Source organism: Pedobacter sp. (genome assembly GCF_037719805.1).
Lineage (GTDB): Bacteria > Bacteroidota > Bacteroidia > Sphingobacteriales > Sphingobacteriaceae > Pedobacter.
This window is the reverse complement of record NZ_JBBJLZ010000003.1, coordinates 448129-470051: the sequence shown is the minus strand read 5'-3', so window position 1 is coordinate 470051 and position 21923 is coordinate 448129. Positions and strand designations below refer to the sequence as shown.

20 protein-coding genes are annotated in these 21923 nt (G+C 41.5%); 7 read left to right on the top strand and 13 right to left on the bottom strand.

Translation table 11 applies throughout. From position 1 onward, the window contains the following. Window positions 1–91: 91 nt before the first annotated feature. Window positions 92–682 (bottom strand): hypothetical protein, encoded by a 591-nt coding sequence (locus WKF66_RS11780; RefSeq protein WP_489674652.1) that lies wholly within the window; start codon window positions 680–682, stop codon window positions 92–94. A 94-nt stretch (window positions 683–776) separates the two neighbouring features. Between WKF66_RS11780 and WKF66_RS11775 the strand changes: the two genes are divergently transcribed. Both WKF66_RS11775 and WKF66_RS11770 read left to right on the top strand, forming a co-directional pair. Continuing rightward, the gene (locus tag WKF66_RS11775; protein ID WP_489674651.1) at window positions 777–1268 is read left to right on the top strand and encodes a YajQ family cyclic di-GMP-binding protein; all 492 of its coding nucleotides are present in this window, start codon (window positions 777–779) and stop codon (window positions 1266–1268) included. After that, window positions 1268–1708 carry a GNAT family N-acetyltransferase gene (locus WKF66_RS11770; protein ID WP_489674650.1) on the top strand — a complete coding sequence of 147 codons (441 nt, stop codon included), beginning with the start codon at window positions 1268–1270 and terminating at the stop codon, window positions 1706–1708. Before WKF66_RS11775 ends, WKF66_RS11770 begins: the two co-directional genes overlap by 1 nt. Here the strand turns inward: WKF66_RS11770 and WKF66_RS11765 are convergent. After that, window positions 1705–3018 (bottom strand): nicotinamide mononucleotide adenylyltransferase, encoded by a 1314-nt coding sequence (locus WKF66_RS11765; protein ID WP_489674649.1) that lies wholly within the window; start codon window positions 3016–3018, stop codon window positions 1705–1707. The two genes, WKF66_RS11770 and WKF66_RS11765, sit on opposite strands and share 4 nt — an antisense overlap. 59 nt (window positions 3019–3077) lie before the next feature. On the opposite strand from WKF66_RS11765, the gene WKF66_RS11760 reads away from it, so the two are divergent. Beyond that, entirely contained in the window at window positions 3078–4790 is a 1713-nt protein-coding gene (locus WKF66_RS11760) for an ABC transporter ATP-binding protein (protein ID WP_489674648.1), read from the top strand. On the opposite strand, the gene WKF66_RS11755 is transcribed toward WKF66_RS11760, so the two are convergent. After that, window positions 4791–5729, bottom strand: coding sequence for a mechanosensitive ion channel family protein (locus tag WKF66_RS11755; protein WP_489674647.1), 939 nt, complete (start codon window positions 5727–5729; stop codon window positions 4791–4793). It abuts the gene before it with no gap. Between the two features lie 111 nt (window positions 5730–5840). On the opposite strand from WKF66_RS11755, the gene rnr reads away from it, so the two are divergent. Next, on the top strand, window positions 5841–7973 hold the full coding sequence (rnr, locus tag WKF66_RS11750) for a ribonuclease R (protein ID WP_489674646.1): 2133 nt from the start codon (window positions 5841–5843) through the stop codon (window positions 7971–7973). Window positions 7974–7984: 11 nt separating this feature from the next. Then, window positions 7985–8953 (top strand): polyprenyl synthetase family protein, encoded by a 969-nt coding sequence (locus WKF66_RS11745; protein WP_489674645.1) that lies wholly within the window; start codon window positions 7985–7987, stop codon window positions 8951–8953. A gap of 87 nt (window positions 8954–9040) precedes the next feature. On the opposite strand, the gene rpmA is transcribed toward WKF66_RS11745, so the two are convergent. The 4 genes from rpmA to WKF66_RS11725 form a co-directional block, all read right to left on the bottom strand. Next, window positions 9041–9454 (bottom strand): 50S ribosomal protein L27, encoded by a 414-nt coding sequence (rpmA, locus tag WKF66_RS11740; RefSeq protein ID WP_489674644.1) that lies wholly within the window; start codon window positions 9452–9454, stop codon window positions 9041–9043. Window positions 9455–9505: 51 nt separating this feature from the next. Further along, window positions 9506–9817: a 50S ribosomal protein L21 gene (rplU, locus tag WKF66_RS11735; protein WP_489674643.1), complete on the bottom strand. Its 312-nt coding sequence runs from the start codon at window positions 9815–9817 to the stop codon at window positions 9506–9508. 84 nt (window positions 9818–9901) lie between these two features. Next, window positions 9902–10408, bottom strand: coding sequence for a hypothetical protein (locus tag WKF66_RS11730; RefSeq protein WP_489674642.1), 507 nt, complete (start codon window positions 10406–10408; stop codon window positions 9902–9904). Window positions 10409–10429: 21 nt separating this feature from the next. Then, window positions 10430–11815 (bottom strand): dicarboxylate/amino acid:cation symporter, encoded by a 1386-nt coding sequence (locus WKF66_RS11725; RefSeq protein ID WP_489674641.1) that lies wholly within the window; start codon window positions 11813–11815, stop codon window positions 10430–10432. Window positions 11816–11955: 140 nt separating this feature from the next. Between WKF66_RS11725 and WKF66_RS11720 the strand changes: the two genes are divergently transcribed. Next, window positions 11956–12453, top strand: coding sequence for an RNA polymerase sigma factor (locus tag WKF66_RS11720; RefSeq protein ID WP_489674640.1), 498 nt, complete (start codon window positions 11956–11958; stop codon window positions 12451–12453). Continuing rightward, window positions 12440–13039: a hypothetical protein gene (locus WKF66_RS11715; RefSeq protein WP_489674639.1), complete on the top strand. Its 600-nt coding sequence runs from the start codon at window positions 12440–12442 to the stop codon at window positions 13037–13039. Before WKF66_RS11720 ends, WKF66_RS11715 begins: the two co-directional genes overlap by 14 nt. A gap of 2 nt (window positions 13040–13041) precedes the next feature. Here the strand turns inward: WKF66_RS11715 and WKF66_RS11710 are convergent, their stop codons facing one another. The 6 genes from WKF66_RS11710 to WKF66_RS11685 form a co-directional block, all read right to left on the bottom strand. Then, window positions 13042–13656, bottom strand: a complete 615-nt coding sequence (locus WKF66_RS11710) for a hypothetical protein (RefSeq protein ID WP_489674638.1) — start codon at window positions 13654–13656, stop codon at window positions 13042–13044. Between the two features lie 5 nt (window positions 13657–13661). Continuing rightward, window positions 13662–15572 (bottom strand): beta-N-acetylhexosaminidase, encoded by a 1911-nt coding sequence (locus WKF66_RS11705; RefSeq protein ID WP_489674637.1) that lies wholly within the window; start codon window positions 15570–15572, stop codon window positions 13662–13664. A 60-nt stretch (window positions 15573–15632) separates the two neighbouring features. Next, the gene (gene trxB, locus WKF66_RS11700) at window positions 15633–16598 is read right to left on the bottom strand and encodes a thioredoxin-disulfide reductase (RefSeq protein ID WP_489674636.1); all 966 of its coding nucleotides are present in this window, start codon (window positions 16596–16598) and stop codon (window positions 15633–15635) included. Window positions 16599–16700: 102 nt separating this feature from the next. Beyond that, the gene (locus tag WKF66_RS11695; protein WP_489674635.1) at window positions 16701–18329 is read right to left on the bottom strand and encodes an acyl-CoA carboxylase subunit beta; all 1629 of its coding nucleotides are present in this window, start codon (window positions 18327–18329) and stop codon (window positions 16701–16703) included. A 56-nt stretch (window positions 18330–18385) separates the two neighbouring features. Beyond that, a complete protein-coding gene (fabF, locus tag WKF66_RS11690) occupies window positions 18386–19636 on the bottom strand; it encodes a beta-ketoacyl-ACP synthase II (RefSeq protein WP_489674634.1) in 1251 nt (416 codons plus the stop codon). A gap of 115 nt (window positions 19637–19751) precedes the next feature. After that, complete coding sequence (locus tag WKF66_RS11685; protein WP_489674633.1) at window positions 19752–21815, bottom strand: family 43 glycosylhydrolase; 2064 nt, start codon at window positions 21813–21815, stop codon at window positions 19752–19754. Window positions 21816–21923: the final 108 nt, after the last annotated feature.

Sequence of the window (21923 nt, the reverse complement as noted above, 5' to 3'; positions counted from 1 at the left end):
TGTTTCCAGGGATATACAAAACTGCAGATTCTAATGTTAAGCAATTGTTAATTAGCAGGCAATTAGTCCGGTTAATTATGTTACTGAACAGTTATTCCGGGGCTTCGGTTTTGGTTTTCGAAGAAACTCTTGGCTTTGCTTCAAGGTCCGTTGCTACCGCTTTAGCTGCTTTGTTAGCAGGCCCTTTAGCTGCTAATTTTTTTGCAACTGCAGCACTGGCTTTTTCAACTGCAGGCTTTACCGTTTCAGCTACAGCCTCGACAGCTGCTTTCGCCGGTTTAGCAATTGCTTTAGCAGCTCTTTCCTCGGTTTCAATTGCAGAAACTTTCACACTCTGAACAACTGGCTTTGCTTTGTTGACTGCTTTCTCGACTGCTTTCTTGGTAGTCTTAGAAACTTTAACTGCGGTCTTCTTAACAGCTGCAACTTTCTCTTCAACCGCAGGTTGAGCGGCAATTTCATCAACCTTCGCTTCTACTGCTGATTTCGCTTCCTTATACTTTTTTGACAGCTTCTTTGCCAGGAATTTACTAACCAATTCAATATCCTTTCCCACTCGCTCTGCATCTTGTCCGAAGTGCTTCACCACTTCAAAAATCTTTGAACTCAGGCTTTTTTCGAATTCCTTTTTCGCTGCCTTTTTAGCGTCTTTCACTCCGGATTTAGGTTTATTGGCTTTCATATTTGTATATTTAAATGTTTAAAGAGATGTATTAGATATTATATTAATCTATACTTTAAATCTACCATAATTTTTTACCATAAAAGCTATAATCATGCCCACTTTTGATATTGTTAGTAAAGTTGACGCGCAAACCTTTGATAATGCGATGAATAATGCAAAGAAAGAAATCTTAAACAGATATGATTTCAGTACCTCTAAAAGCACCATCGAACATGATAAAAAAACAAACCAGATCACAATTGTAACGGAAGATGATATGCGACTGAAAGCTATTGAAGACGCCATAATTTCAAGAATGATTAAGCAGGGACTGGATGCGAAAAGTCTCGACTTTGGAAAAGAGCAATATGCTTCGGGAAATATGATCAGAAAAGAGATTTCTATTAAAGAAGGGATCGATAAAGAAATAGCTAAAAAGATCGTTGCCAAGATTAAAGCCAGTGGCTTGAAAGTACAGGCCTCAATGATGGATGATCAGGTACGGGTTCAAAGCAAAAATATTGACGATTTACAAGGCGTCATTGCATTGTGCAAAAAGGAAGATTTCGGACAGCCTTTGCAATACATCAACATGAGGAACTAATGGAAATCGAAGACCATGGATTCGTGTTTTCTGATGACCCTCAAAAGCTCGATCCCATAAGCATTCATCGATATCTAAGTACGCAATCGTACTGGGCGCAAAACATACCTTTGGAAACCGTAGAACGCTCCATTGACAATTCCCTTTGCTTTGGTGTCTACAAGGACACTATTCAAATTGGATTTGCCCGTTGGATAACAGACAAGGCTACTTTTGCTTACCTCGCCGATGTATATATTGAGGAGGTCTATCGTGGACAAGGGTTATCGAAGAAGCTGTTGTCTTTAATGTTATTTCATAAAGATCTACAAGGCCTGAGAAGATACATGCTCGCTACGCAGGATGCTCAGGGCTTGTATGCACAGTTTGGATTCAAACCGATTGAACATCCGGATCGACTCATGGCAATTGCTATTAAAGATCCCTATAACGATCTTTAAACGGTTTTTACATCTTCTTCTTCGTAATCCTGAATATCGGTGATGTAGCCGTTTATCTTCAGGAAATCAAATAGTGACCGCGCATCAGGAGTGACTGGCATGTTCTCCGTAGTGATCACCTCATTTGTCTTTTTATCTAAAAATGGATAAGCGAAGAGCTTTACGTTTTTACTAAACATATCACTAACGTAACTAAGCAATTGACTGGAATAATTGCCTCCGAAATTAGATGAATTGAACACGAACTTTAGGTTGTTAATGTTGGTTGTAATTCCAACACTTTGAGGGCGACATCGGTCCAGGTATTTAGCCAGTTTGTTGTGTCTTGCAAAGTTGGAAACAATAACTTTGTTACCTGTCTTGCACATCTCCTCGGCTCGTTTTGCAACAGCTTCCAAATCAACGTCTGTAGGTACCGCATCTTCATCAGAAAGCAGGTTGGACATCAGGACCTCAATCAATACACTCAGGTTTTCTTCCTTAACATTTTCGGTACGCACAAACTGGTCCACCGCTTTGTTAAGCATACTAAAGTTAGGGTTGGACTTTTGAAGATACTTTGTCCGCAAAATCATGATGTCTTTCTTATAAAGCAAGTCCTTTGGCAATCTAGGTTTACCCGTTGCGTCAAAGATCGCAGCGTCAGAAAAGTCTTTTGCAATCAGGTATAGGTTGAGCAGTATGTTATTTATGTTCGCAAATGCAGGCCCATTGACTGATATTAAGTCGATTTCCACTGACCCGATCGTGAGGTTGTCTGCTAACGATTCAATCATCGTTTTCGGGTCCTGATGGTGATAGAACGCTGCGTAAACTAGATTTACTCCTATAATCCCCAGCATGTTTTGCTGTAAAGCAGCATCTGTATCTAACAGTCGCACATGGAATACAATTTCATTTGGCTCGCCGCCAGGCTCCACTTGAAAACGTAAACCTATCCATCCATGTGGATCGTTTGACTTATTATAGTTCAATGTAGTTACGGTATCGGCAAACGCAAAAAAGGTACGGTCATCATACTTTTCACCAAATAGTCTTTCGTTTAAAAGGCTGTATTCATGATGTAACATCTTTAGCAACCGCGATTGGCTCACGTACCTTCCAGACTCTTCAACTCCATAGATAGCATCACTAAAGGTCATATCATAGGCAGACATTGTTTTAGCAACTGTACCCGAAGCAGCACCTGCAGTAAAGAAATTACGGGCAACCTCCTGTCCTGCTCCGATCTCGGCGAAAGTGCCATAGATTTTATGATTTAAATTAATCTTAAGGGCCTTTCTCTTGGTGTCAAGTATTTCTCTTTCCATACCGCAAAAATAGCAAAACTGATGGATAATAGTGTCTGGGATCGTATCTTAGTATCCTGATGCTAAACGTTGATAACCTCCGAATACAATTCCTGAATAAAGAAGATAGATCCTGGTCCACAGCGGTGACTAACATCAGCTTCCATGTTGAAAAAGGAAAGGTGCTGGGAATAGTTGGAGAATCCGGTTCTGGAAAATCGGTCACCTCCTTCTCCATCATGCGGCTTCATGATCCACAAGCTACAAAAATAGAGGGTACCATACGGTTCGACGATGTTGATTTACTAACGATTTCTGCTGAAGAAATCCGCCGTTACCGGGGTAATAAAATCGCCATGATCTTTCAGGAGCCGATGACTTCCCTAAACCCCGTATTTACTTGTGGCGAGCAGGTGAAGGAAGCAATTGCACTACATCAACAATTAAACGCCAGAGAAGCAAAAGAGAAGACAATAGCCTTGTTTAAGGAGGTACAACTACCTAGACCTGAACATATATTTGAGAGCTACCCTCATCAGCTGTCTGGGGGACAAAAGCAGCGTGTGATGATCGCGATGGCCTTAAGTTGTAATCCTGAACTGTTAATTGCAGATGAGCCGACAACCGCTTTAGATGTGACTGTTCAAAAGACCATACTTGAGCTGTTGCTGAGATTGAAGACCGAGCGACAAATGGCTATGATATTCATATCCCATGATCTTGGGGTAATTAGTGAAATTGCAGATGAAGTAGCAGTGATGTACAAGGGAAATATCGTGGAGCAGGGACCGGCAAAACAATTGTTCGCCAACCCTAAACATCCCTACACAAAAGGACTTTTGGCTTGTCGCCCCGTGCCTCAGCGGCGTCTGAAAAAACTGCCTGTAGTAGCTGATTTTCTCAATGAAGAGAGCGACCGGTCTATGGCGCATCTTCTTGCAGAAAACACCTATAGCAGTGCTGAAATTGAAGCGAGAAGAGCTTTGCTTTACGCCCGGGATCCGATACTTAAGATAAGTCATCTTTGCACCTGGTTTCCGATTAGGAAGGGCCTTTTCGGGAAAACCACCGATTATGTAAAAGCTGTTGACGATGTCACCTTCGAGGTTTATCCGGGAGAAACATTGGGTCTGGTCGGAGAATCAGGTTGTGGTAAGACAACTTTGGGCAGAAGTATTATCAGGTTGGTAGAACCAACATCGGGGCAGATGATCTTTGACAACACTGATTTGTTATCGTTAAATAAATCTGGTCTTAAGGCGATGAGAAGAGATGTGCAGATTATATTTCAGGACCCTTATTCCTCTTTAAACCCCCGCTTAAGTGTAGGCAGCGCATTGATTGAGCCACTACAGGTACATGGTCTGTTCGACAATGACACTAAACGAAAGCATGTTATTTTAGAACTATTGGAACGTGTAGGCTTAAAGGCAGAACATTACGACAGATATCCACATGAATTTTCCGGAGGTCAGAGACAGCGGATTGTGATTGCAAGGGCACTTGCCTTACAACCTAAATTCATTATTTGCGATGAATCAGTTTCTGCACTCGACGTATCTGTGCAGGCTCAGGTATTGAACTTACTTAGGGAATTGCAACAAGAGATGGGTTTGACCTATATTTTCATTTCTCATGATCTGGCGGTTGTTAAGCATATTTCTGACCGGATGATGGTAATGAATAAAGGAAAAATAGAAGAAATTGGCTTTCCAGACGACATCTACAACCATCCTCAGGCAGCTTATACAAAGAGATTGATTGCGGCAATCCCTGGTGCAGCGGCTGTTTAATTACCGCAGTTCTTTCTTTGGAGACTTGAATGTACTGTTAGGATCCTCTATATTTAAATTATCTGGCTTCTTTAAATCAGCGGACAACCGGATCAGAGCGGTGTTAATCGACCTTCTGATCTCCCTCTCCTTAAGCTTATCGTAATGCTTAAGTAAAACCATTGCTTTGAAGATGACTACATCCTTGTTGATTTCGAGTGTTTTAACGGTCAATCCTTCAGGTACTACATTCGCAGAATAGCCATCAATGGCTTTACTTAAATACTTCTCGAGATATTCAGGCGTGTAACCGTTTTCAATCGCCATGTCGAACTCCACCGAAAGCTTCTTTGTGTTTTGCTTGGACTGGTTGATAATAACAGAACTGAATGCGATTGAGTTTGGAACGATCACCATATCGCTGTCTTCGTTTTGCAAGATCATATTGATCAGTGTGATGTCTAGAATCTTTCCTTCGTCGTTCCCTATTCTGATATGGTCGCCCAGGGATAACCGGTCGGAGAACATAATGATCAGGCCGTTAATCATGTTGTTGATATACTCTTTAAATGTTACGGCGATTGCAGCAGCCACGATTGAAACACTAAAAATGAAGTCCTTAGGATCCACCTTAAACAAAGTAATGAAACCTACCGCAATGAAGACGGTATTTAAAATGGAGACGATCCTGTTGATTCCAAGAATGAAGTTGTCTTTGATGTTGCTTTTAAATTGATGCTTACGGATGTACCAGTAAATGACGGTCAATCGAAGAGTTGAAACCACTAAACTGGCACCGAGAACGATCAGCAAGGCTTTGGCTATGCTATGTATGGGTGTATCCGTATCGTGAAGTACAGGTTTGCTAAAGTAGAAATACATCAAAACGCCCCATACTAATGCCCTAAATATGATGAGGAGGAGTTCCTTACCGGCCTTTCTTTCTCGTTCTTGAATCATTCTTTTTTATCAAACTATAGTAAACTAAACACCGCAAGGGTGATGCGAAGGTACAAAATACAACAATCTATCACTTCAAATTGTTACCTTCACATCATTGATATATTACCTATGGCAAAAAAGAAATCTTCTCACATAGAAGTCGTATTAACACAATTAATTAGCGACGTTCTCGAGAAAAGCAATAATGAGGCCTTGAATTACAAACAGGTTTCTGCACAACTAAACATAACTGACCCCGCATCACGGGAAACTATACTTGAAGTACTTAAAGAGCAAACGAAACAGGGCGTATTTATCGAGCCTGAAAAAGGCAAGTTTAAATTTAAAGATCTTAAAACGTTTGTAACTGGCAAAGTTGATATGACTGCAGACGGTTCTGCGTTCATCATTCCTGACGATGAGTTTGAAAAAGATATTTTCGTTTCGTCCCGCAAGCTTCACAACGCCTTAAACGGCGACAAGGTGAAGGTTTATATGTTCGCTAAAAAGAGCGGAAGAAAGAATGAAGGAGAAGTGATTGAAATTATACAACGGGCGAAGACTGACTTCATCGGCGTTATCAAGATCTCTGATCGATTTGCTTTCGTTAACATCGACGACAGAAAGATGCTTCATGACATCTTTGTACCGCTTACAGACCTTAACGGGGCTAAGAACGGTCAGAAAGTACAAGTGAGCATTACAGACTGGCCAGATGGCGCTAAGAATCCAATTGGGAAAATTACTACCATTCTAGGCGAGCAGGGAGAGAACAATACGGAGATGAATGCCATCCTGGCTCAATTCGGCTTTCCCTTAGAATTCCCTAAAGAAGTAGAGAAAGAAGCAGATGCGATTCCTGAAGGAATTACTGAGTCAGACATGGTAGGCAGAAAAGATTTCAGGGACACGATCACGTTTACTATAGATCCAGCGGATGCTAAAGATTTTGACGATGCGATCTCCTTTAAAAAGCTACCTAACGGAAATTATGAGGTTGGTGTTCACATCGCCGACGTATCTCATTATGTAAGACCTCATACCAATTTAGACAAGGAAGCTTATTCAAGAGCAACATCAGTCTATTTAGTAGACAGGGTGATTCCAATGCTTCCCGAGCGTTTGAGTAATGGTGTTTGTTCACTGCGACCGAATGAAGATAAGCTCTGCTTTGCTGCCGTCTTTGAACTTGATGAGCATGCTAATATCGTCAGTGAATGGTTTGGAAGGACAGCTATTAATTCTGACACCCGTTTCAGTTACGAAGATGCGCAGGAAGTCATTGAAAACAAAGCTGGTAAGCATGTTGAAGAGATTCTTAAGCTCGACGAACTAGCTTATATTTTAAGAGACCGTAAGTTTAAGAACGGAGCGATCAGCTTTGAGAGTACTGAAGTAAAGTTTAAACTTGACGAAAAGGGTAAGCCCCTTGGAGTGTACATCAAGGAACGTAAAGATGCTCACAAATTGATTGAGGACTTTATGTTGCTTGCCAATAGAAGAGTCGCGGAATTTGTTGCTAAAAAGGTGACAGGAAAGAAGAAACTAACGTTTGTGTATCGTTCCCATGACTCGCCAAACCTAGAGAACCTGGGTAACTTTGCGCTTTTTGCTTCCCGTTTCGGATACAAGATCAACATGAAGAATGATAAGGAGATCGCAAAATCATTAAACTTTTTGATGGAGGACGTAGAGGGCAAGAAAGAACAAAATGTGCTGACTCAACTGGCGATAAGATCAATGGCTAAAGCCATATATACCACAAAAAAGACAGGTCACTACGGCCTGGCGTTCGACTATTATACCCATTTCACCTCTCCTATTCGCCGGTATCCAGATGTGATGGTTCACAGGCTGCTAGCTTCGTATCTGAACAATGAGAAGTCAGCTGATGAGGACGACTATGAAAATGCAGCTTCGCATTCATCCGCTATGGAAAAGCGCGCTGCAGATGCGGAACGCGCATCTATTAAGTATAAACAAGCGGAGTATCTCGAAGAGAATGTAGGAAATGAATTTATAGGTATCATATCCGGCGTTACTGAGTGGGGTATGTATGTAGAGATCATTGAAAACAAGTGTGAAGGCATGATCAGATTGCGGGACATCTCGGATGACTTTTATGTGCTTGATGAAAAGAACTATTGTATCGTTGGGCAGCGTAAAAAGAAAAAATATCAGCTGGGTGATGAGGTGAAAGTCAGAGTAAAAAAAGTAGACCTTGCCAAGCGTCAGATAGATTTCACCTTAATCCAAGATTAGTTTCCCTATAAATGCATTCTCCTACAGATCTTTTAAAGCGCATAGAACAAGCAATCTCGACAACACAATATCCAACATATCCAGCGTCATTATATGAGCCTATAAGCTATATTATGAGTTTGGGCGGCAAACGCATAAGACCGACCATGTTACTGATGGCTGTGGATCTTTTTGAGGGCGACTTAGCTGCCGGGATTCCAGCAGCATTAGCGATTGAAACCTTCCATAATTTTACGCTGCTTCACGACGATATCATGGATAACGCTCCACTTCGGAGGGGTCGAGAAACGGTTCATGAAAAATGGGGAACCAATACCGCAATTCTAAGCGGAGATGTCATGATGGTGGAAGCAAACAAACACCTCACTAACGTGCATCTGAGTGTGCTTAAACCAGCACTGGATACTTTCAATATTACTGCCCAGGCGGTCTGCGAAGGTCAGCAGTTAGACATGGAATTTGAAACAAGAGATAATGTAAGCATAGCCGAGTACATTGATATGATCCGCCTCAAGACCGCCGTCTTATTGGGTGGTGCAATGAAGCTAGGTGCTATTGTTTCAAATGCAACGCCGGAACACGCAGAACTCATCTATCAGTTCGGAGAAAACTTAGGAATTGCATTTCAGTTGCAGGATGATATCCTTGACGTTTACGGTGACCCTCTGAAATTCGGAAAACAAGTTGGAGGAGATATTATTTCTGATAAAAAAACCTTTTTACGCTTAAAGCTGCAGGAGGTAGCGGCAGATGAAGATCTTGCGTTGTTAAACGTACAAGCTAATAATGCGGATACTGCTAACAAAATACAGGTCATCACTGGCTTATATGACCAGTATGAGATCAGAATGCTCGCCTCAACCAGGATGAAGCACTATCTTGATCTTGCCTTCCAGGCGTTAGCTAAGATTAATACTTCTGAAGAGCGCAAAACTGAGCTCATAAATATCGCAAACCTGTTAATGAACAGAGAGCAGTAGCGCTGAATCCTTTTAAAGAATTTCCTGCTACACGAAAAAGCCCTTAACACATGATGTGCTAAGGGCTTTTTTATGATTTAGACTAGCTTATATTGCTTGTGTAGCTTTTTCAGTTTCTTCAGTTTCTTCAGCTTGAACTGCTTCTGCAGCAGTTGCTTCAACAACTGGTGTTTCTTCAACAAGTGGAGCCTCAGCTTCTGCAGCTAGAACAGCGACAGGGATTTCAGCAGCAACTTCTTTAACAACAGCAGTAGGAAGAATAGAAACGTATGATTTGTTGTCTTGTTTCTTTTTGAAGATAACAGTTCCGTCAACCAAAGCGAACAATGTATGGTCTTTTCCAATACCTACTCCTTTATCAGGATGGTGTTTTGTACCGCGCTGACGTACTAAAATGTTTCCAGCGATAGCTGCTTGTCCACCAAATATCTTGATACCTAAACGCTTGCTATGGGACTCGCGTCCGTTTCTGGAACTACCGGCTCCTTTTTTGTGTGCCATGATTTATATTTTATAAATTACCTGTAATGGATAATTTGTGTTAATAACTAATTATAAACTGATACCAGAGATCTGGATTTTAGTGAAATACTGACGGTGTCCGTTTTTCTTTTTGTAACCCTTTCTACGTTTCTTCTTGAAAACGATCACTTTATCACCTTTCAAATGAGACACGATCGTAGCGGAAACTGTTGCGCCGGTTAATGCAGGAGCTCCTACAGAAATGACACCACCATCTTCAACCAACAATACATTGTCAAATTCAATACTAGCGCCTTCATCTCCTTGTAAACGGTGTACAAAAAGGTGCTGGTCTTTTGCAACTTTGAATTGCTGCCCTGCTATATTTACTATTGCGTACATTGTTAATTATTTATTTTTTAAATTGTTTATTTTTAACGAGGTGCAAATATAGAATTTATTTTATAAAATACACAAGCAATATTATTATTTACCATAACGCTCTTCTGCGTCGTTAATGCTTTGGGTAATCAATTTCTGCATCTGCGCTGCAACATCCCTAAGCTTAGGCATTTCATTGTAGTTCGTCATGTAAAGCACCTTCTTCGACTTCCTCTTGTAATTGAACTGAATCTCGTAGCGTAAGATCTTGTCAGACTTCAGATTCTCCCCGTCATTGGCAATAACCTCAGGAAAATTCCACAAGCCCAATTCATTGGCTTTATTGTGAAGATAAATGATATCATTGTGCCTCAACTTGACATTCGTGTGGATCAAAGAATCTCTATTGTCAACATACTGATAGTTTCCAGTAGCGGAATCGTAAGTGTTTTGCAGTACTGGACCTACGCCCCATCTGAATTGCAAAGACACAAATTCATTGGATCTGTACTTCGCATTCTTAAGCATTGGCGTATAATAAATTACGCAATAGATCAGGAAAGGAAGTACAATGGTTAACGCAAGAAAGATTTTTTTACCCCTAAAAGTCATGTTTTATATATCTTATTCTAATTAATCTGATGCATCGGTTAGTTCACCTTCCCACTTACTTACCACTGCAGTGGCTAAACTATTGCCAATTACATTGGTTGCAGATCTACCCATATCCAACAATGGATCAATCCCGATCAGTAAGGCTAAACCTGCTTCAGGGATATTGAATGTAGCTATGGTGCCTGCAATTACTACCAGCGACGCGCGGGGTACACCTGCAATTCCTTTACTGGTAAGCATCAGAATCAACAACATCGTGATCTGCTGTTCAAAAGACAGATGGATACCGTAGGCCTGGGCAATAAACAACGACGCAAAGGTCATATAAAGCATAGAACCATCCAAGTTAAAAGAGTAACCCAACGGTAATACGAAACTCACAATTTTATCCTTACAGCCAAATCGTTCCAGCTGCATCATCGTTTTCGGATAGGCAGCTTCACTGCTGGCAGTACTAAAGGCCAGCATTACTGGCTGTTTCATTCTGTTGATCAGGTTGAATACACGCTTCTTTAAGACAAAGAAACCTACAAGGATCAGCAGGCCCCAAAGAAGTAGCATGGTAAAGTAAAACTCGCCAATAAATAGTGCGTAGGTCGACAATACACCCAGGCCCTGTTTGGCCACAATAGCAGCCATGGCACCAAAGACCGCGAAGGGTGCAAAATTCATTACATACCCTGTCACTTTTAAGATCACGTGTGCAACACTATCAAAAAATATAATGATAATTTGTCCCTTCTCCCCAATTGCAGCTGTAGCCACACCAAAGAACAAAGAGAATACAACGATCTGAAGTATTTCATTAGTTGCCATCGCTTCCACCATACTCTTTGGGAAGATGTGGGATATAAAGTCTTTCATGGACAAGGCAACCTTCTGTATTCCGGTATCTACATTACTTGGAGGCAATGGTAGATTCATTGCTTCTCCTGGCCGGAAAATATTGACCATGATCATCCCCAACACCAATGAGAGTAATGAAGCGCTCAAGAACCAGAGCATAGTTTTACCTCCAATTCTGCCTACTGCATTGATATCTCCTACTTTAGCTACACCAACCACGAGCGTGGTGAATACAAGTGGAGCTACAATCATCTTAATGAGCCGCAGAAAAATGTCACTCAATAGTGTTAATGGCTCCAGTTTTTTTTCCCTTAATACTTCGTTATCTTTTCTAATCTGTTCAGCGGCCTTTTTCTGAGCTATTAACGTGCTGTAAGCAACAGACGCGGTATCAGTCACTTTAAGCAATTGACCGTCGATGGCTTTCACCCTGACTTCCGAATCAGCGATCTTCTTATTAAAATCAGTAAATGACTGTACATTTAAATAGTATCCAAGTGCTACTCCAAGTATGAGTGCAAGGAAGATAAAGAACGTTAACCTGTTATTTTTCGACATTTAAGTTAGTTTAATTATTATCTCCGCCGTAAAACTACAATAATTAAATTATTCTATAAAGTTTGTTGAGAAAGCAATAAATTGCACAAGGCCGTAACAAAACGTCTCCGATGGCTTCTAAAAGAAACAAAGCATAATCAGTGGACAATAAGGAAAAGCTATTTAAAGAGATTTTCGACACCAATTCTAAGAAGATCTTCCATCTATGCTATGGATATACGGGAGATGAAGATTCGGCGAACGACCTCCTTCAGGAAACATTCCTTAAAGTCTGGCAGAACCTTGATAAGTTCAGAAACAAATCACTCATCTCTACCTGGATCTATCGAATAGCCGTAAATACTTGTCTTACCTATCTCAGATCTGAGAAAAGGCAGGCAAAAGATGAATTGACTGATAACATTATCGAAAACAGAGCAGAGGAATTCTCTGAGAAAAATGAGCAGGTTGCGTTACTTTACAAATCAATTGCTAAACTGGAAGAGAATGACCGTCTGATCATCACCATGGTACTAGACGAACTACCCTACCATGAAATCGCCGAAATTTCGGGAATCAGCGAAGGAAACCTCAGAGTTAGAATCCATCGCATCAAATCAAAACTTACGGAATTATACAATCAGCATGCAAGAATTTGATCACATACAATCGCTTTGGCAATCACATTCTGTTGAGGTAAAGATCTCATCTGAGGAAATGCTGCTGCAATCAAAGAAGGAAGTGTCAGGCATCAGGGCTAAATCACGCCTTAACCTGCTCGGAATGATTGGCTCATTAGCTACCCTCGGAGCGCTACTTTTATTTGCAGAGTTTCAATCATGGACTACGCTTGCAGGCTTAAGCATCATCGTTATTTTAGTCGCTACCTATACATTTATCCTCTATAAGGATTACAAATTGATCGCCAAAAACGACTTTACAGAACACCCGAGGGCCTTTTTAGATAATTTGAAAGCTTATCAGGTGAATAAATTCACCTTGTACAATAAGCTGTACTGGGTTTACATCACCGCTTTATCAATAGGAGTCATTCTATATGGTTATGAAAAGCTGAATCAGATGTCGCCTGTGATGCAGATCATCTTAATAGTCTTCACTATCTTATGGATGGTTCTTTGCGCAACGGTATTCCGGAAGGCCTATTTAAAAGGAGAGAAAGAACGTATAGCGCTACTGATTGAGAAATTTGAACGAATAAGCGAACAGTTTAAAGATAGCCATTAGACTTATTCCTCTACTTCAGAAGGTGAGAAAGTATTGCTGGATAACCTGTATTTTATTCGTTTAACATCACCTGCCTTTTCTGAGGTGTCCCTCGGATTTACAATTGGAAAGGCACGGAATAACTCCCCTTCTTTAATGGTAAACTTATCATTTCCAGCATAGATCTTCTTCATATTGTTACTTAAGCCAGGGAACGTTATCTTGTTGAAGCTACCCCCTGAGTACTCAAATACATTCAGATCAGAAAAATTCTTCCTGGTCTGGAGTTCAATGTAGATCTCTGGGTTGCCATCGTTATCCATATCCATATTCCATGCATCTGTGATAATCCCTTCCCGCTCGTTTGACAACGATTTATAGTTGTTTTTCAAAGAATCAGAAAGTAATACCAGATAGCCCCCAAGAGAATCCACTCCCTTGCCCCAACTTACGATCTCAAAATTCAGTCCCGGACGGATTTGTATATCTTTATAAAACGGGAATTGATCTTTTTTAGCGGGGGCTACATCTTGCCGGCTTGCGGTTGACGTTTCTTTACCCCCATCGCTACAGGACGCCAATAAAAATACTACCGCAACAACTGCATAGGCACTCGATATCATTTTAGTCATTTTCATTCTCCTTATTTTGCTTTTTCATCTGGAGCACCATTATTCATAACGGTCTCGGTAACCACACTTGTTCTGCTTCCCTGCGTAATCACAATGGTTTTCAATACCCTCTTACTCCCTGCCGGCACTGTTATTTTTAACGGTGCAGTGTACAAGGTCGCATTGTGCGATGGTCTTGAGAGATCAAGTGTATAGTAAATCTTTGAACCTGGCATTGGCTCCTTTAATGTAATCGTAAAATTGTCACCAGTCAGCACTTTATCAGATTGCCCTATCGGAGTTGGCACCCAGTAATTCGTGTTTGTTTTATCCAGCCTGCTTAAATGAACGGGTAAACGTTCTTCAGTAAAATTGACAAGGTCTTTTCTGGCAACAGGACTCCAGGCTATTTCAGATAAAGCAAACATTCTTGGTATAATCATGTACTCTACTTTTTCTGGTGTCCTGATATATTCCGTCCAGACATTCCCTTGAACCCCGATAATGTGAGATTGCTGCTCAGGAGTCAGATCTTTTGGGACAGGATCATAGCCATAGATGATGGAATAGTTGGAGAACCCTCCAATATTTGTCGGTTCGTCTTTCGAATTAGATTGCTTATTATCCAAGTATAAGCCGATTGGTCCACTCGGACTCATAATTACATCATGATTTTGTTTTGCTGCTGATATCCCTCCTTCAGTGCCCCTCCATGACATCACAGTAGCATTTGGCGCTAAGCCACCTTCCAAAATCTCGTCCCAGCCAATTATAGACCGCCCTTTACCATTTATGTATTTTTCAATTCTTTGGATGAAATAGCTCTGTAGTTCATGTTCGTCTTTTAAGCCAAGTTTCTTTATCAGGTCCTGACAAAATGCACTTTCTTTCCAAAACTCTTTAGGACTTTCGTCTCCTCCAATATGGATGTACTTAGAGGGAAACAGTGCAATCACTTCATCTAATACATTTTCCAGAAATTTGAAGGTGTTTTCAGAGGGCACGAAAACGTCTTGATAAACACCCCAGGTCTGTTGAACCTGTTTACCTTTTCTTGACCCGGCCCAGGTGGTCCGATCACTCACAAAGGTATCTCTGTCAGGAAAGCAGCTTAGCTCCGGATAAGCTGCTATTGCCGCGGAGCTATGCCCTGGAAGTTCAATCTCAGGAATAACATTTATAAACCGTTGGCTCGCGTAGGCAACGATGTCTTTAACTTCATCTTGTGTGTAAAAACCTTTATAAACAATGTTATCGTTACCTGTTCCCGGATAGTTACCTATGATCGTACCATTCCGGCTAGAACCAATGGTAGTTAGTTTAGGATATTTCTTGATTTCAATTCGCCATCCCTGATCTTCCGTAAGGTGCCAATGAAAATTGTTGAGCTTATATTGAGACATCAGGTCGATGTACTTCTTCACAAATGCAACCGGAAACATGTGTCTTCCTACGTCAAGATGTAATCCACGGTATTTAAATCTAGGATAATCATTGATCTCCGCAGCATTAATCACTACAGTACCGCCTTTTTGAGCTGGATCAGGCATGAGTTGCATAGCGGACTGCAGACCATAAAATAGTCCTGCGCCTTTGCCAATAATTGTAAACTGTTTGTTGGTGATGCTGATTTTATATCCCTCTGCTGGTAGTTGATCTGCACCTGTAGAAGTAAGCACTATAGCCTTTGCACCGGGGGTGATTACCTTGGTTTCCCTTAATGCAAATCCTGCTTTAGTAAAAATGTAGGCATTTAATAAATCTGCGATCCTGGCATTTGTGGCATCTGCTGAGACTAAAACCACCGTTTTATCAAGAATAAAATTCCCTTGCTTTTTTACAATCGATACGGGAACGGGAATAATCCCCATGTTGACATCAGTTTGTGCGACCGCGGCAACTGAAATAAAAAAGAGTAGCGTGAAGGATAAGATTTTTTTCATACTATGGTTCTTGTCTTATTGGATATTAAGCCCAATATAACAAAAACCATAGTAATTCAGTTAATGGCTAACTAAAGTAACCAGATCTTCCTTAGCAGCAAGGTAGCGTTCCGCATCTAAAGAAGCCATACAGCCAGAACCCGCAGCAGTAATCGCCTGGCGGTAATAATGGTCCTGCACATCACCGCAAGCAAAAACACCTTCAACATTTGTTTTTGTAGTACCTGGAATGGTTTTTAAATAGCCAGTCTCATCCATATCCAACCATCCTTTAAAGATGTCTGTATTTGGTTTATGACCAATTGCTACAAAGAATCCTTCCACGGGAATATCAGACTCCTCACCGGTTTGATTATTTAAAACTCTAACCGCAGTAACGTTCTTACCATTACCTATGATCTCCTTTGTCTCTGTATGGTATATAATTTCTATGTTAGGTGTATTCAGCACCCTGTGTACCATAGCTTTAGATGCTCTGAATTCATCTCTCCTAACCAACATATAAACTTTTCTACAAAGTTTAGCGAGATAAGTCGCCTCTTCGGCAGCGGTATCACCTGCGCCAACAATAGCTACGTCCTGACCTTTGAAAAAGAATCCGTCACATACTGCGCACGCAGATACACCAAAACCATTGTATTGTTGTTCACTTGGCAAACCAAGCCATTTGGCAGTAGCACCAGTAGAAATGATAACGGTATCAGCAGTGATCGTTTTGATCTCATCTACCACAACTTTGTGCGGCAGGGAAGAGAAATCCACAGAACTCACATACCCAAAGCGAATGTCAGTACCAAAGCGTTCTGCTTGTTTACGGAAATCTTCCATCATCTCCGGACCTGTGATCCCCAAAGGATAACCTGGAAAATTATCAACCTCAGTGGTCTGGGTAAGCTGTCCACCTGGCTCCATACCTGTGTACATTACTGGTTTTAAGTCAGCACGGGCTGCATAAATCGCTGCTGTGTAACCTGCGGGACCTGAACCTATAATTAAACAGGGTACGTGTTCTATTTCTTGAGACATATCTATCATTGTATAACGGTACAAATTTACGCTTTATCCAACTTCAAATCAAGCGGCAAATAGCCCCAGACCTAAGAATGTGATACGCCCATTATAATTGTCTCAGGTTTGGATCACTCCAACGTTAAACTTCTTTATAATAGGCGACTGATTAGCCGCTTCGATGCCCATAGAAATAACTGTTCTCGTTTCTAAGGGATCAATAATTCCATCTACCCAAAGCCGTGCAGCGGCATAATATGGAGTGGTTTGAGAATTGTATTTATCAGTCACCTCCCTAAGCATTTCTTCTTTATTTTCAGGAGTAATGACCTCGCCTTTGGCTTTTAATGAGGCCTCTTGTATTTGCAGTAAAACCTTTGCAGCCTGGGCGCCTCCCATGACTGCTATTTTAGCGCTTGGCCAGGCGTAAATCAGTCTTGGATCATAGGCTTTGCCACACATCGCATAATTGCCGGCACCATAAGAATTGCCTATGATAATAGTAAACTTAGGAACCACTGAGTTGGCTACCGCATTAACCATTTTGGCACCATCTTTAATGATCCCACCATGCTCTGACCGGCTACCGACCATAAAGCCAGTGACATCCTGTAGAAATACCAGTGGAATCTTTTTCTGATTGCAGTTCATGATGAAGCGCGTCGCCTTATCGGCGCTGTCGGAGTAGATCACGCCTCCAAACTGCATCTCGCCTTTCTTAGACTTTACAACTTTACGTTGATTGGCCACAATACCTACCGCCCAACCATCAATGCGGCCTAAACCACATATGATACTTTGGCCGTACAGTTTTTTATACTCTTCGAACTCAGAATCGTCTACAAGCCTGTGGATCACCTCAAGCATGTCGTAAGGCTTTTCTCTACTATCCGGTAGCAGTCCGTAGATTTCGTCCTGATCTGCTTTAGGCAGTACTGCCTTGATACGGTCGAAGCCAGCCTTATCAGGCGCACCGATCATGCTCATAATATTCTTGATACTGTCGAGGCAAGCCTGGTCGTTCCGATGCTTGTAGTCGGTAACCCCGGAAATCTCACAATGTGTGCTGGCACCCCCTAAGGTTTCGTTATCAATATCCTCTCCAATTGCAGATTTAACCAGATAGGAACCTGCCAGAAACACAGATCCGGTACCTTCAACAATCATAGCCTCATCGCTCATAATTGGCAAATACGCGCCACCGGCGACACAGGAGCCCATGATAGCAGAGATCTGAACGATCCCCTCTGATGACATCATTGCATTGTTTCTGAACATCCTTCCAAAGTGCTCTTTGTCGGGGAATATTTCATCCTGCATTGGAAGGTATACACCGGCACTATCCACCAGGTAGATCACCGGGAGTCTGTTCTCCATGGCAATTTCTTGTGCCCGAAGGTTTTTCTTGGCTGTCATAGGAAACCAAGCTCCGGCCTTAACCGTCGCATCATTTGCTACGATCATGCACTGTCTACCGGAAACGTATCCAATTCCGCATACGACCCCAGCAGAAGGGCATCCTCCTTGCTCAGCATACATCCCATCGGCAGCAAAAGCCCCCACTTCTAAAAACTTAGAACCTTCGTCTATCAGGTAATCTACACGCTCACGTGCAAGTAATTTGCCTTTTTCTTTTTGCTTTGCTGCACTTTTTTCTCCTCCCCCGAGATAGATCTTCTTGAGCTTCGTTTTAAGCTCATAGACAGACTGTTTATTAACATCCTCGTTTTTATTGAATTCTATATCCATTAGGTTTGGGGATCAAAGTATATACAAGAAATAATTCAGGTACCTGGGACCGGGGTTTAAGCCTCGTACTTCTTGAATATCGATGTTGCCGTATGGCCACCGAATCCAAAAGTATTGTTTAAGACGTAATTAACAGGCTGATGTATTGATTTCCCTAAAATGATATTTAGTCCCTTAGGAATTTCCGGGTCAAGTGTTTGCGTATTTATTGTTCCAGGTATGGTACTGTTCACAATGGACAACACACTGATTACGCTTTCAATCGCACCTGCACCACCTAATAAGTGACCGGTCATCGATTTGGTAGCACTAATAGCAACTGGAAGATCACCGAATATTTTTTTAATGCCATTTAATTCGCCAACATCACCTAAACCGGTAGAAGTAGCGTGGGCATTGATGTAGTCAATTTTATCAGCGGAAATACCAGCATCCGCTAGGGCTTTAGAGATTCCTAGAGAAGCGCCCAATCCATCCGGAGGTGTACCTGTTAAATGGTAAGCATCAGCGGCCATACCGCCACCTGCCATTTCTGCATAAATGTGTGCGCCACGTGCAATCGCGTGTTCGAGTTCTTCTAAAATTAAAGCTCCTCCACCTTCTCCAATTACAAAACCATCTCTTTCTATGTCAAATGGTCGTGATGCAGTTTGAGGATCATCGTTGCGTTTTGAAAGCGCATGAGCGGAATTGAACCCTCCTACCGATGACTCGGTAATTGCAGCTTCAGAACCTCCGGCTACCATAATTGTAGCTTTTCCTAATCTTATGGTGTCAAAAGCATTTATAATTGCTGTATTTGAAGAAGCACAAGCGGAAACAGTGGCATAGTTTGGACCATGTAATTTATGACGGATAGAAATGACCCCGGCAGCGATGTCGACAATCATCTTTGGTATGAAATAAGGACTGAACCTAGGTGTTCCATCTCCTAAGTGATAGTCCTTTAATTGTTGTTCGAACGTACTTATACCGCCATTTCCTGATGCCCATATTACACCAACTTCATAACGTTCTACTTCAGGCATGGCTTCAAAATCCAACCCAGCATCTTTAATCGCCTGATCGCTGGCCGCAATTGCATATTGAGTATATAAGTCGTACTTTTTTATTTCCTTTTTATCAACATATGCTGTAGCATCGAAATCTTTAACCTCAGCAGCAAAATTGGTTTTAAATTTAGATGTATCGAATTTGGTGATCAACGAAACACCACTTTTACCCGCAACTATATTATCCCAAAATTCATTTACAGTATTACCTAAAGGGGTTACGGCACCTAAACCTGTTACTACTACTCTTTTCATATCCACTATTTATTGATTAAATCTCCTGCGGAGGTTTTCATATATTTTATAAAATTAAGGCTTTTTAACCGTAAGTAGCAACAGTTGATTTCAACAACATCTACAAAGCGCTTGATCAGTTCAGTTTCAGCAATTTAAAACTTTTAGAATCAGCTACAAGGATGTCGGCTCCGCCTGCTGCTTTGGCAAATTTAATCCCAATCAAACCTGTCACACGTGGTGAGACCTTGGTATTGGAGTTGTGCACATGTAATACATACTGCAACCTGCCCGCCTTATCTACAAATAAATCCCCGTGCCCGCTTCCATTCAATCCAAGCATCTTACGGGAAATTATCGGATTTCCGGAATACTTTTTCCAAGGTCCCAATGGAGAATTCGAAGTTGCATAGCCTACTGCATAGTCCTTACTTCTAAAGTCATTTGCAGAGTAGATTAGATAATAAAGATTTTGATGCTTAACTACCGTAGGTCCTTCGGTTACTGGCCAACTGGTTTTCTCCGTGTTCTCCCAAAGCTCCGTTCCAACTATACATTCCTTTTCCGTCCCCGGGATTACATCTGAAAGATCTGGCTTCATCTCCGTCACAAAGATCCTGTTGCCATTCTGCAATTTAACATGGTACAAGTACACTTTGCCACTGGCATCAAAATAAACAAAGGGATCTATCTGTTTGACAGTACTGGAAAGTGACTTCAAAACCGTTTGTTGAAACGGCCCAAGCGGACTGGCGCTCGTCGCAATTGCAATCTGCTCATCAGCGGTATAAGCCATGTAATACAGTCCCTTATGTTTAAATACTTGTGGAGCCCAAAAGCCCTTACTGCCAAAGGCCTCACCTTTTCGAAGTACAATCGATTCCCTAATATCTTTAGGTGCAGACCAATTTTTAAGATCTTTAGATAGATAAGCCTGGAAACCTTTGTCACTACTTGTACCATAAAGATAAAAGGTCCCTTTGTCTAAAAAGATCGTAGGATCTGCCATCAGTAAAGGTTTTTTAACGTCTAGACTATCTTCAACGGAAACCAAATGGCCTTTGATCATCCAGATTTCGCTTCTGTCCGAGAAAGCATTCGTACTTGCAACCGCGATGATCGTATCATCTTCCAACACTGCAAGACTATTCCATAAGCACGATTTGTCGGCGGGTATAACGAACGGCACTGATTTGGCTCCGAAGTTCCGCGCCTGGCCATTGCCGACCACAACCTTCATATCAGCATTTTCCATCTTATTGATTCTTCCTTCGGTTCCCTGATAGGAAAGTATCGTCTCGCCACTTCGTAGTTGCCTCAGGTAGGGCGCCCCCGCATAAATTCTTTTATCGATCTGTTCTATTAAAGCATATTCACGATTTTTACTTTCAGCACTGACCACCCTTGACCAATTGTTTTGTAAACTGTTCCGTATGATATAAGGCTTAAAATTCTCATAACCATTGTCCTCTATCGCAAAAGCTACCTCCTTATTGTTTTTTAGCAGTATTGGTGCCGGCATGCCATCTCTTGACCCTTTACGGAAGCTAATAATTTCTCTATTTTTCGTCCAGGTTTCGCCGTTATCCACCGACCGCAACATTGAAATATTTTGCTCGTTCGAGTTCCTATAATCAGATTCATTAGCAAAAAACACCTGAGTCTCGCCGCTAGGAAGCTGCACTGCAGAAGGCTCCCAGCATCCATTTTCGAACTGCCAGTCGGCGTCATAAAGGACTTGTTCTACAGACCAGGTCTTACCATTATCATCACTCATTTTGCACCTGATGCCAAACTTCTTTTCCGGCGACTTTTGCCCAGGTCTTGGGTTGTAAAAAATGATTAACCTACCGTTTCTTAGTTGGATTATGTCTGGAACAGCCTTACTTATCCCATCGTAGCGGGCAGCTACGGTAGTTGCTGGAGACCATGTTGAGCCGAGGTCATTGCTCTTAACCATGACTGTGCTACCGGAAGATTCGTAAACGCAAATCAACGATTTATTATGCAGCTGGATAATGCGACCATAACCACTATGCTTTTCCCCTTCAGAGGAAGACACTTTACGAAGTGTTTGTTGATCCCATACAATATGTTTCCCTTTAGAAGGAGTCTTATCTAGAAAAATTGGCTTGCTGTTACTACTGAATGCCGGTAATAAAATAACAGATAAAATGAAGAGTCGGGTAACAATAGACATTATGAAAATCTTTATCAAATAAAGATATTGGTAATGGATACAATTAGCAACCGTCAATGTCGTTAAACTTGCTACACTCACATCTATTCACTTCTCCCGATCGCAATA

Excerpts from the sequence above, each read along its gene's own strand:
- WKF66_RS11775 (WP_489674651.1), top strand. The coding sequence starts at position 777 with ATGCCCACTTTTGATATTGTTAGTAAAGTTGACGCGCAAACCTTTGAT.
- rpmA (WP_489674644.1), bottom strand. The coding sequence starts at position 9,454 with ATGGCACACAAAAAAGGAGCCGGTAGTTCCAGAAACGGACGCGAGTCC.
- rplU (WP_489674643.1), bottom strand. The coding sequence starts at position 9,817 with ATGTACGCAATAGTAAATATAGCAGGGCAGCAATTCAAAGTTGCAAAA.
- WKF66_RS11765 (WP_489674649.1), bottom strand. The coding sequence starts at position 3,018 with ATGGAAAGAGAAATACTTGACACCAAGAGAAAGGCCCTTAAGATTAAT.
- WKF66_RS11705 (WP_489674637.1), bottom strand. The coding sequence starts at position 15,572 with ATGAAAAAAATCTTATCCTTCACGCTACTCTTTTTTATTTCAGTTGCC.
- rnr (WP_489674646.1), top strand. The coding sequence starts at position 5,841 with ATGGCAAAAAAGAAATCTTCTCACATAGAAGTCGTATTAACACAATTA.
- WKF66_RS11685 (WP_489674633.1), bottom strand. The coding sequence starts at position 21,815 with ATGTCTATTGTTACCCGACTCTTCATTTTATCTGTTATTTTATTACCG.
- WKF66_RS11730 (WP_489674642.1), bottom strand. The coding sequence starts at position 10,408 with ATGACTTTTAGGGGTAAAAAAATCTTTCTTGCGTTAACCATTGTACTT.
- WKF66_RS11780 (WP_489674652.1), bottom strand. The coding sequence starts at position 682 with ATGAAAGCCAATAAACCTAAATCCGGAGTGAAAGACGCTAAAAAGGCA.
- trxB (WP_489674636.1), bottom strand. The coding sequence starts at position 16,598 with ATGTCTCAAGAAATAGAACACGTACCCTGTTTAATTATAGGTTCAGGT.
- WKF66_RS11715 (WP_489674639.1), top strand. The coding sequence starts at position 12,440 with ATGCAAGAATTTGATCACATACAATCGCTTTGGCAATCACATTCTGTT.
- WKF66_RS11745 (WP_489674645.1), top strand. The coding sequence starts at position 7,985 with ATGCATTCTCCTACAGATCTTTTAAAGCGCATAGAACAAGCAATCTCG.
- WKF66_RS11695 (WP_489674635.1), bottom strand. The coding sequence starts at position 18,329 with ATGGATATAGAATTCAATAAAAACGAGGATGTTAATAAACAGTCTGTC.
- fabF (WP_489674634.1), bottom strand. The coding sequence starts at position 19,636 with ATGAAAAGAGTAGTAGTAACAGGTTTAGGTGCCGTAACCCCTTTAGGT.
- WKF66_RS11755 (WP_489674647.1), bottom strand. The coding sequence starts at position 5,729 with ATGATTCAAGAACGAGAAAGAAAGGCCGGTAAGGAACTCCTCCTCATC.
- WKF66_RS11770 (WP_489674650.1), top strand. The coding sequence starts at position 1,268 with ATGGAAATCGAAGACCATGGATTCGTGTTTTCTGATGACCCTCAAAAG.
- WKF66_RS11760 (WP_489674648.1), top strand. The coding sequence starts at position 3,078 with ATGCTAAACGTTGATAACCTCCGAATACAATTCCTGAATAAAGAAGAT.
- WKF66_RS11710 (WP_489674638.1), bottom strand. The coding sequence starts at position 13,656 with ATGAAAATGACTAAAATGATATCGAGTGCCTATGCAGTTGTTGCGGTA.
- WKF66_RS11725 (WP_489674641.1), bottom strand. The coding sequence starts at position 11,815 with ATGTCGAAAAATAACAGGTTAACGTTCTTTATCTTCCTTGCACTCATA.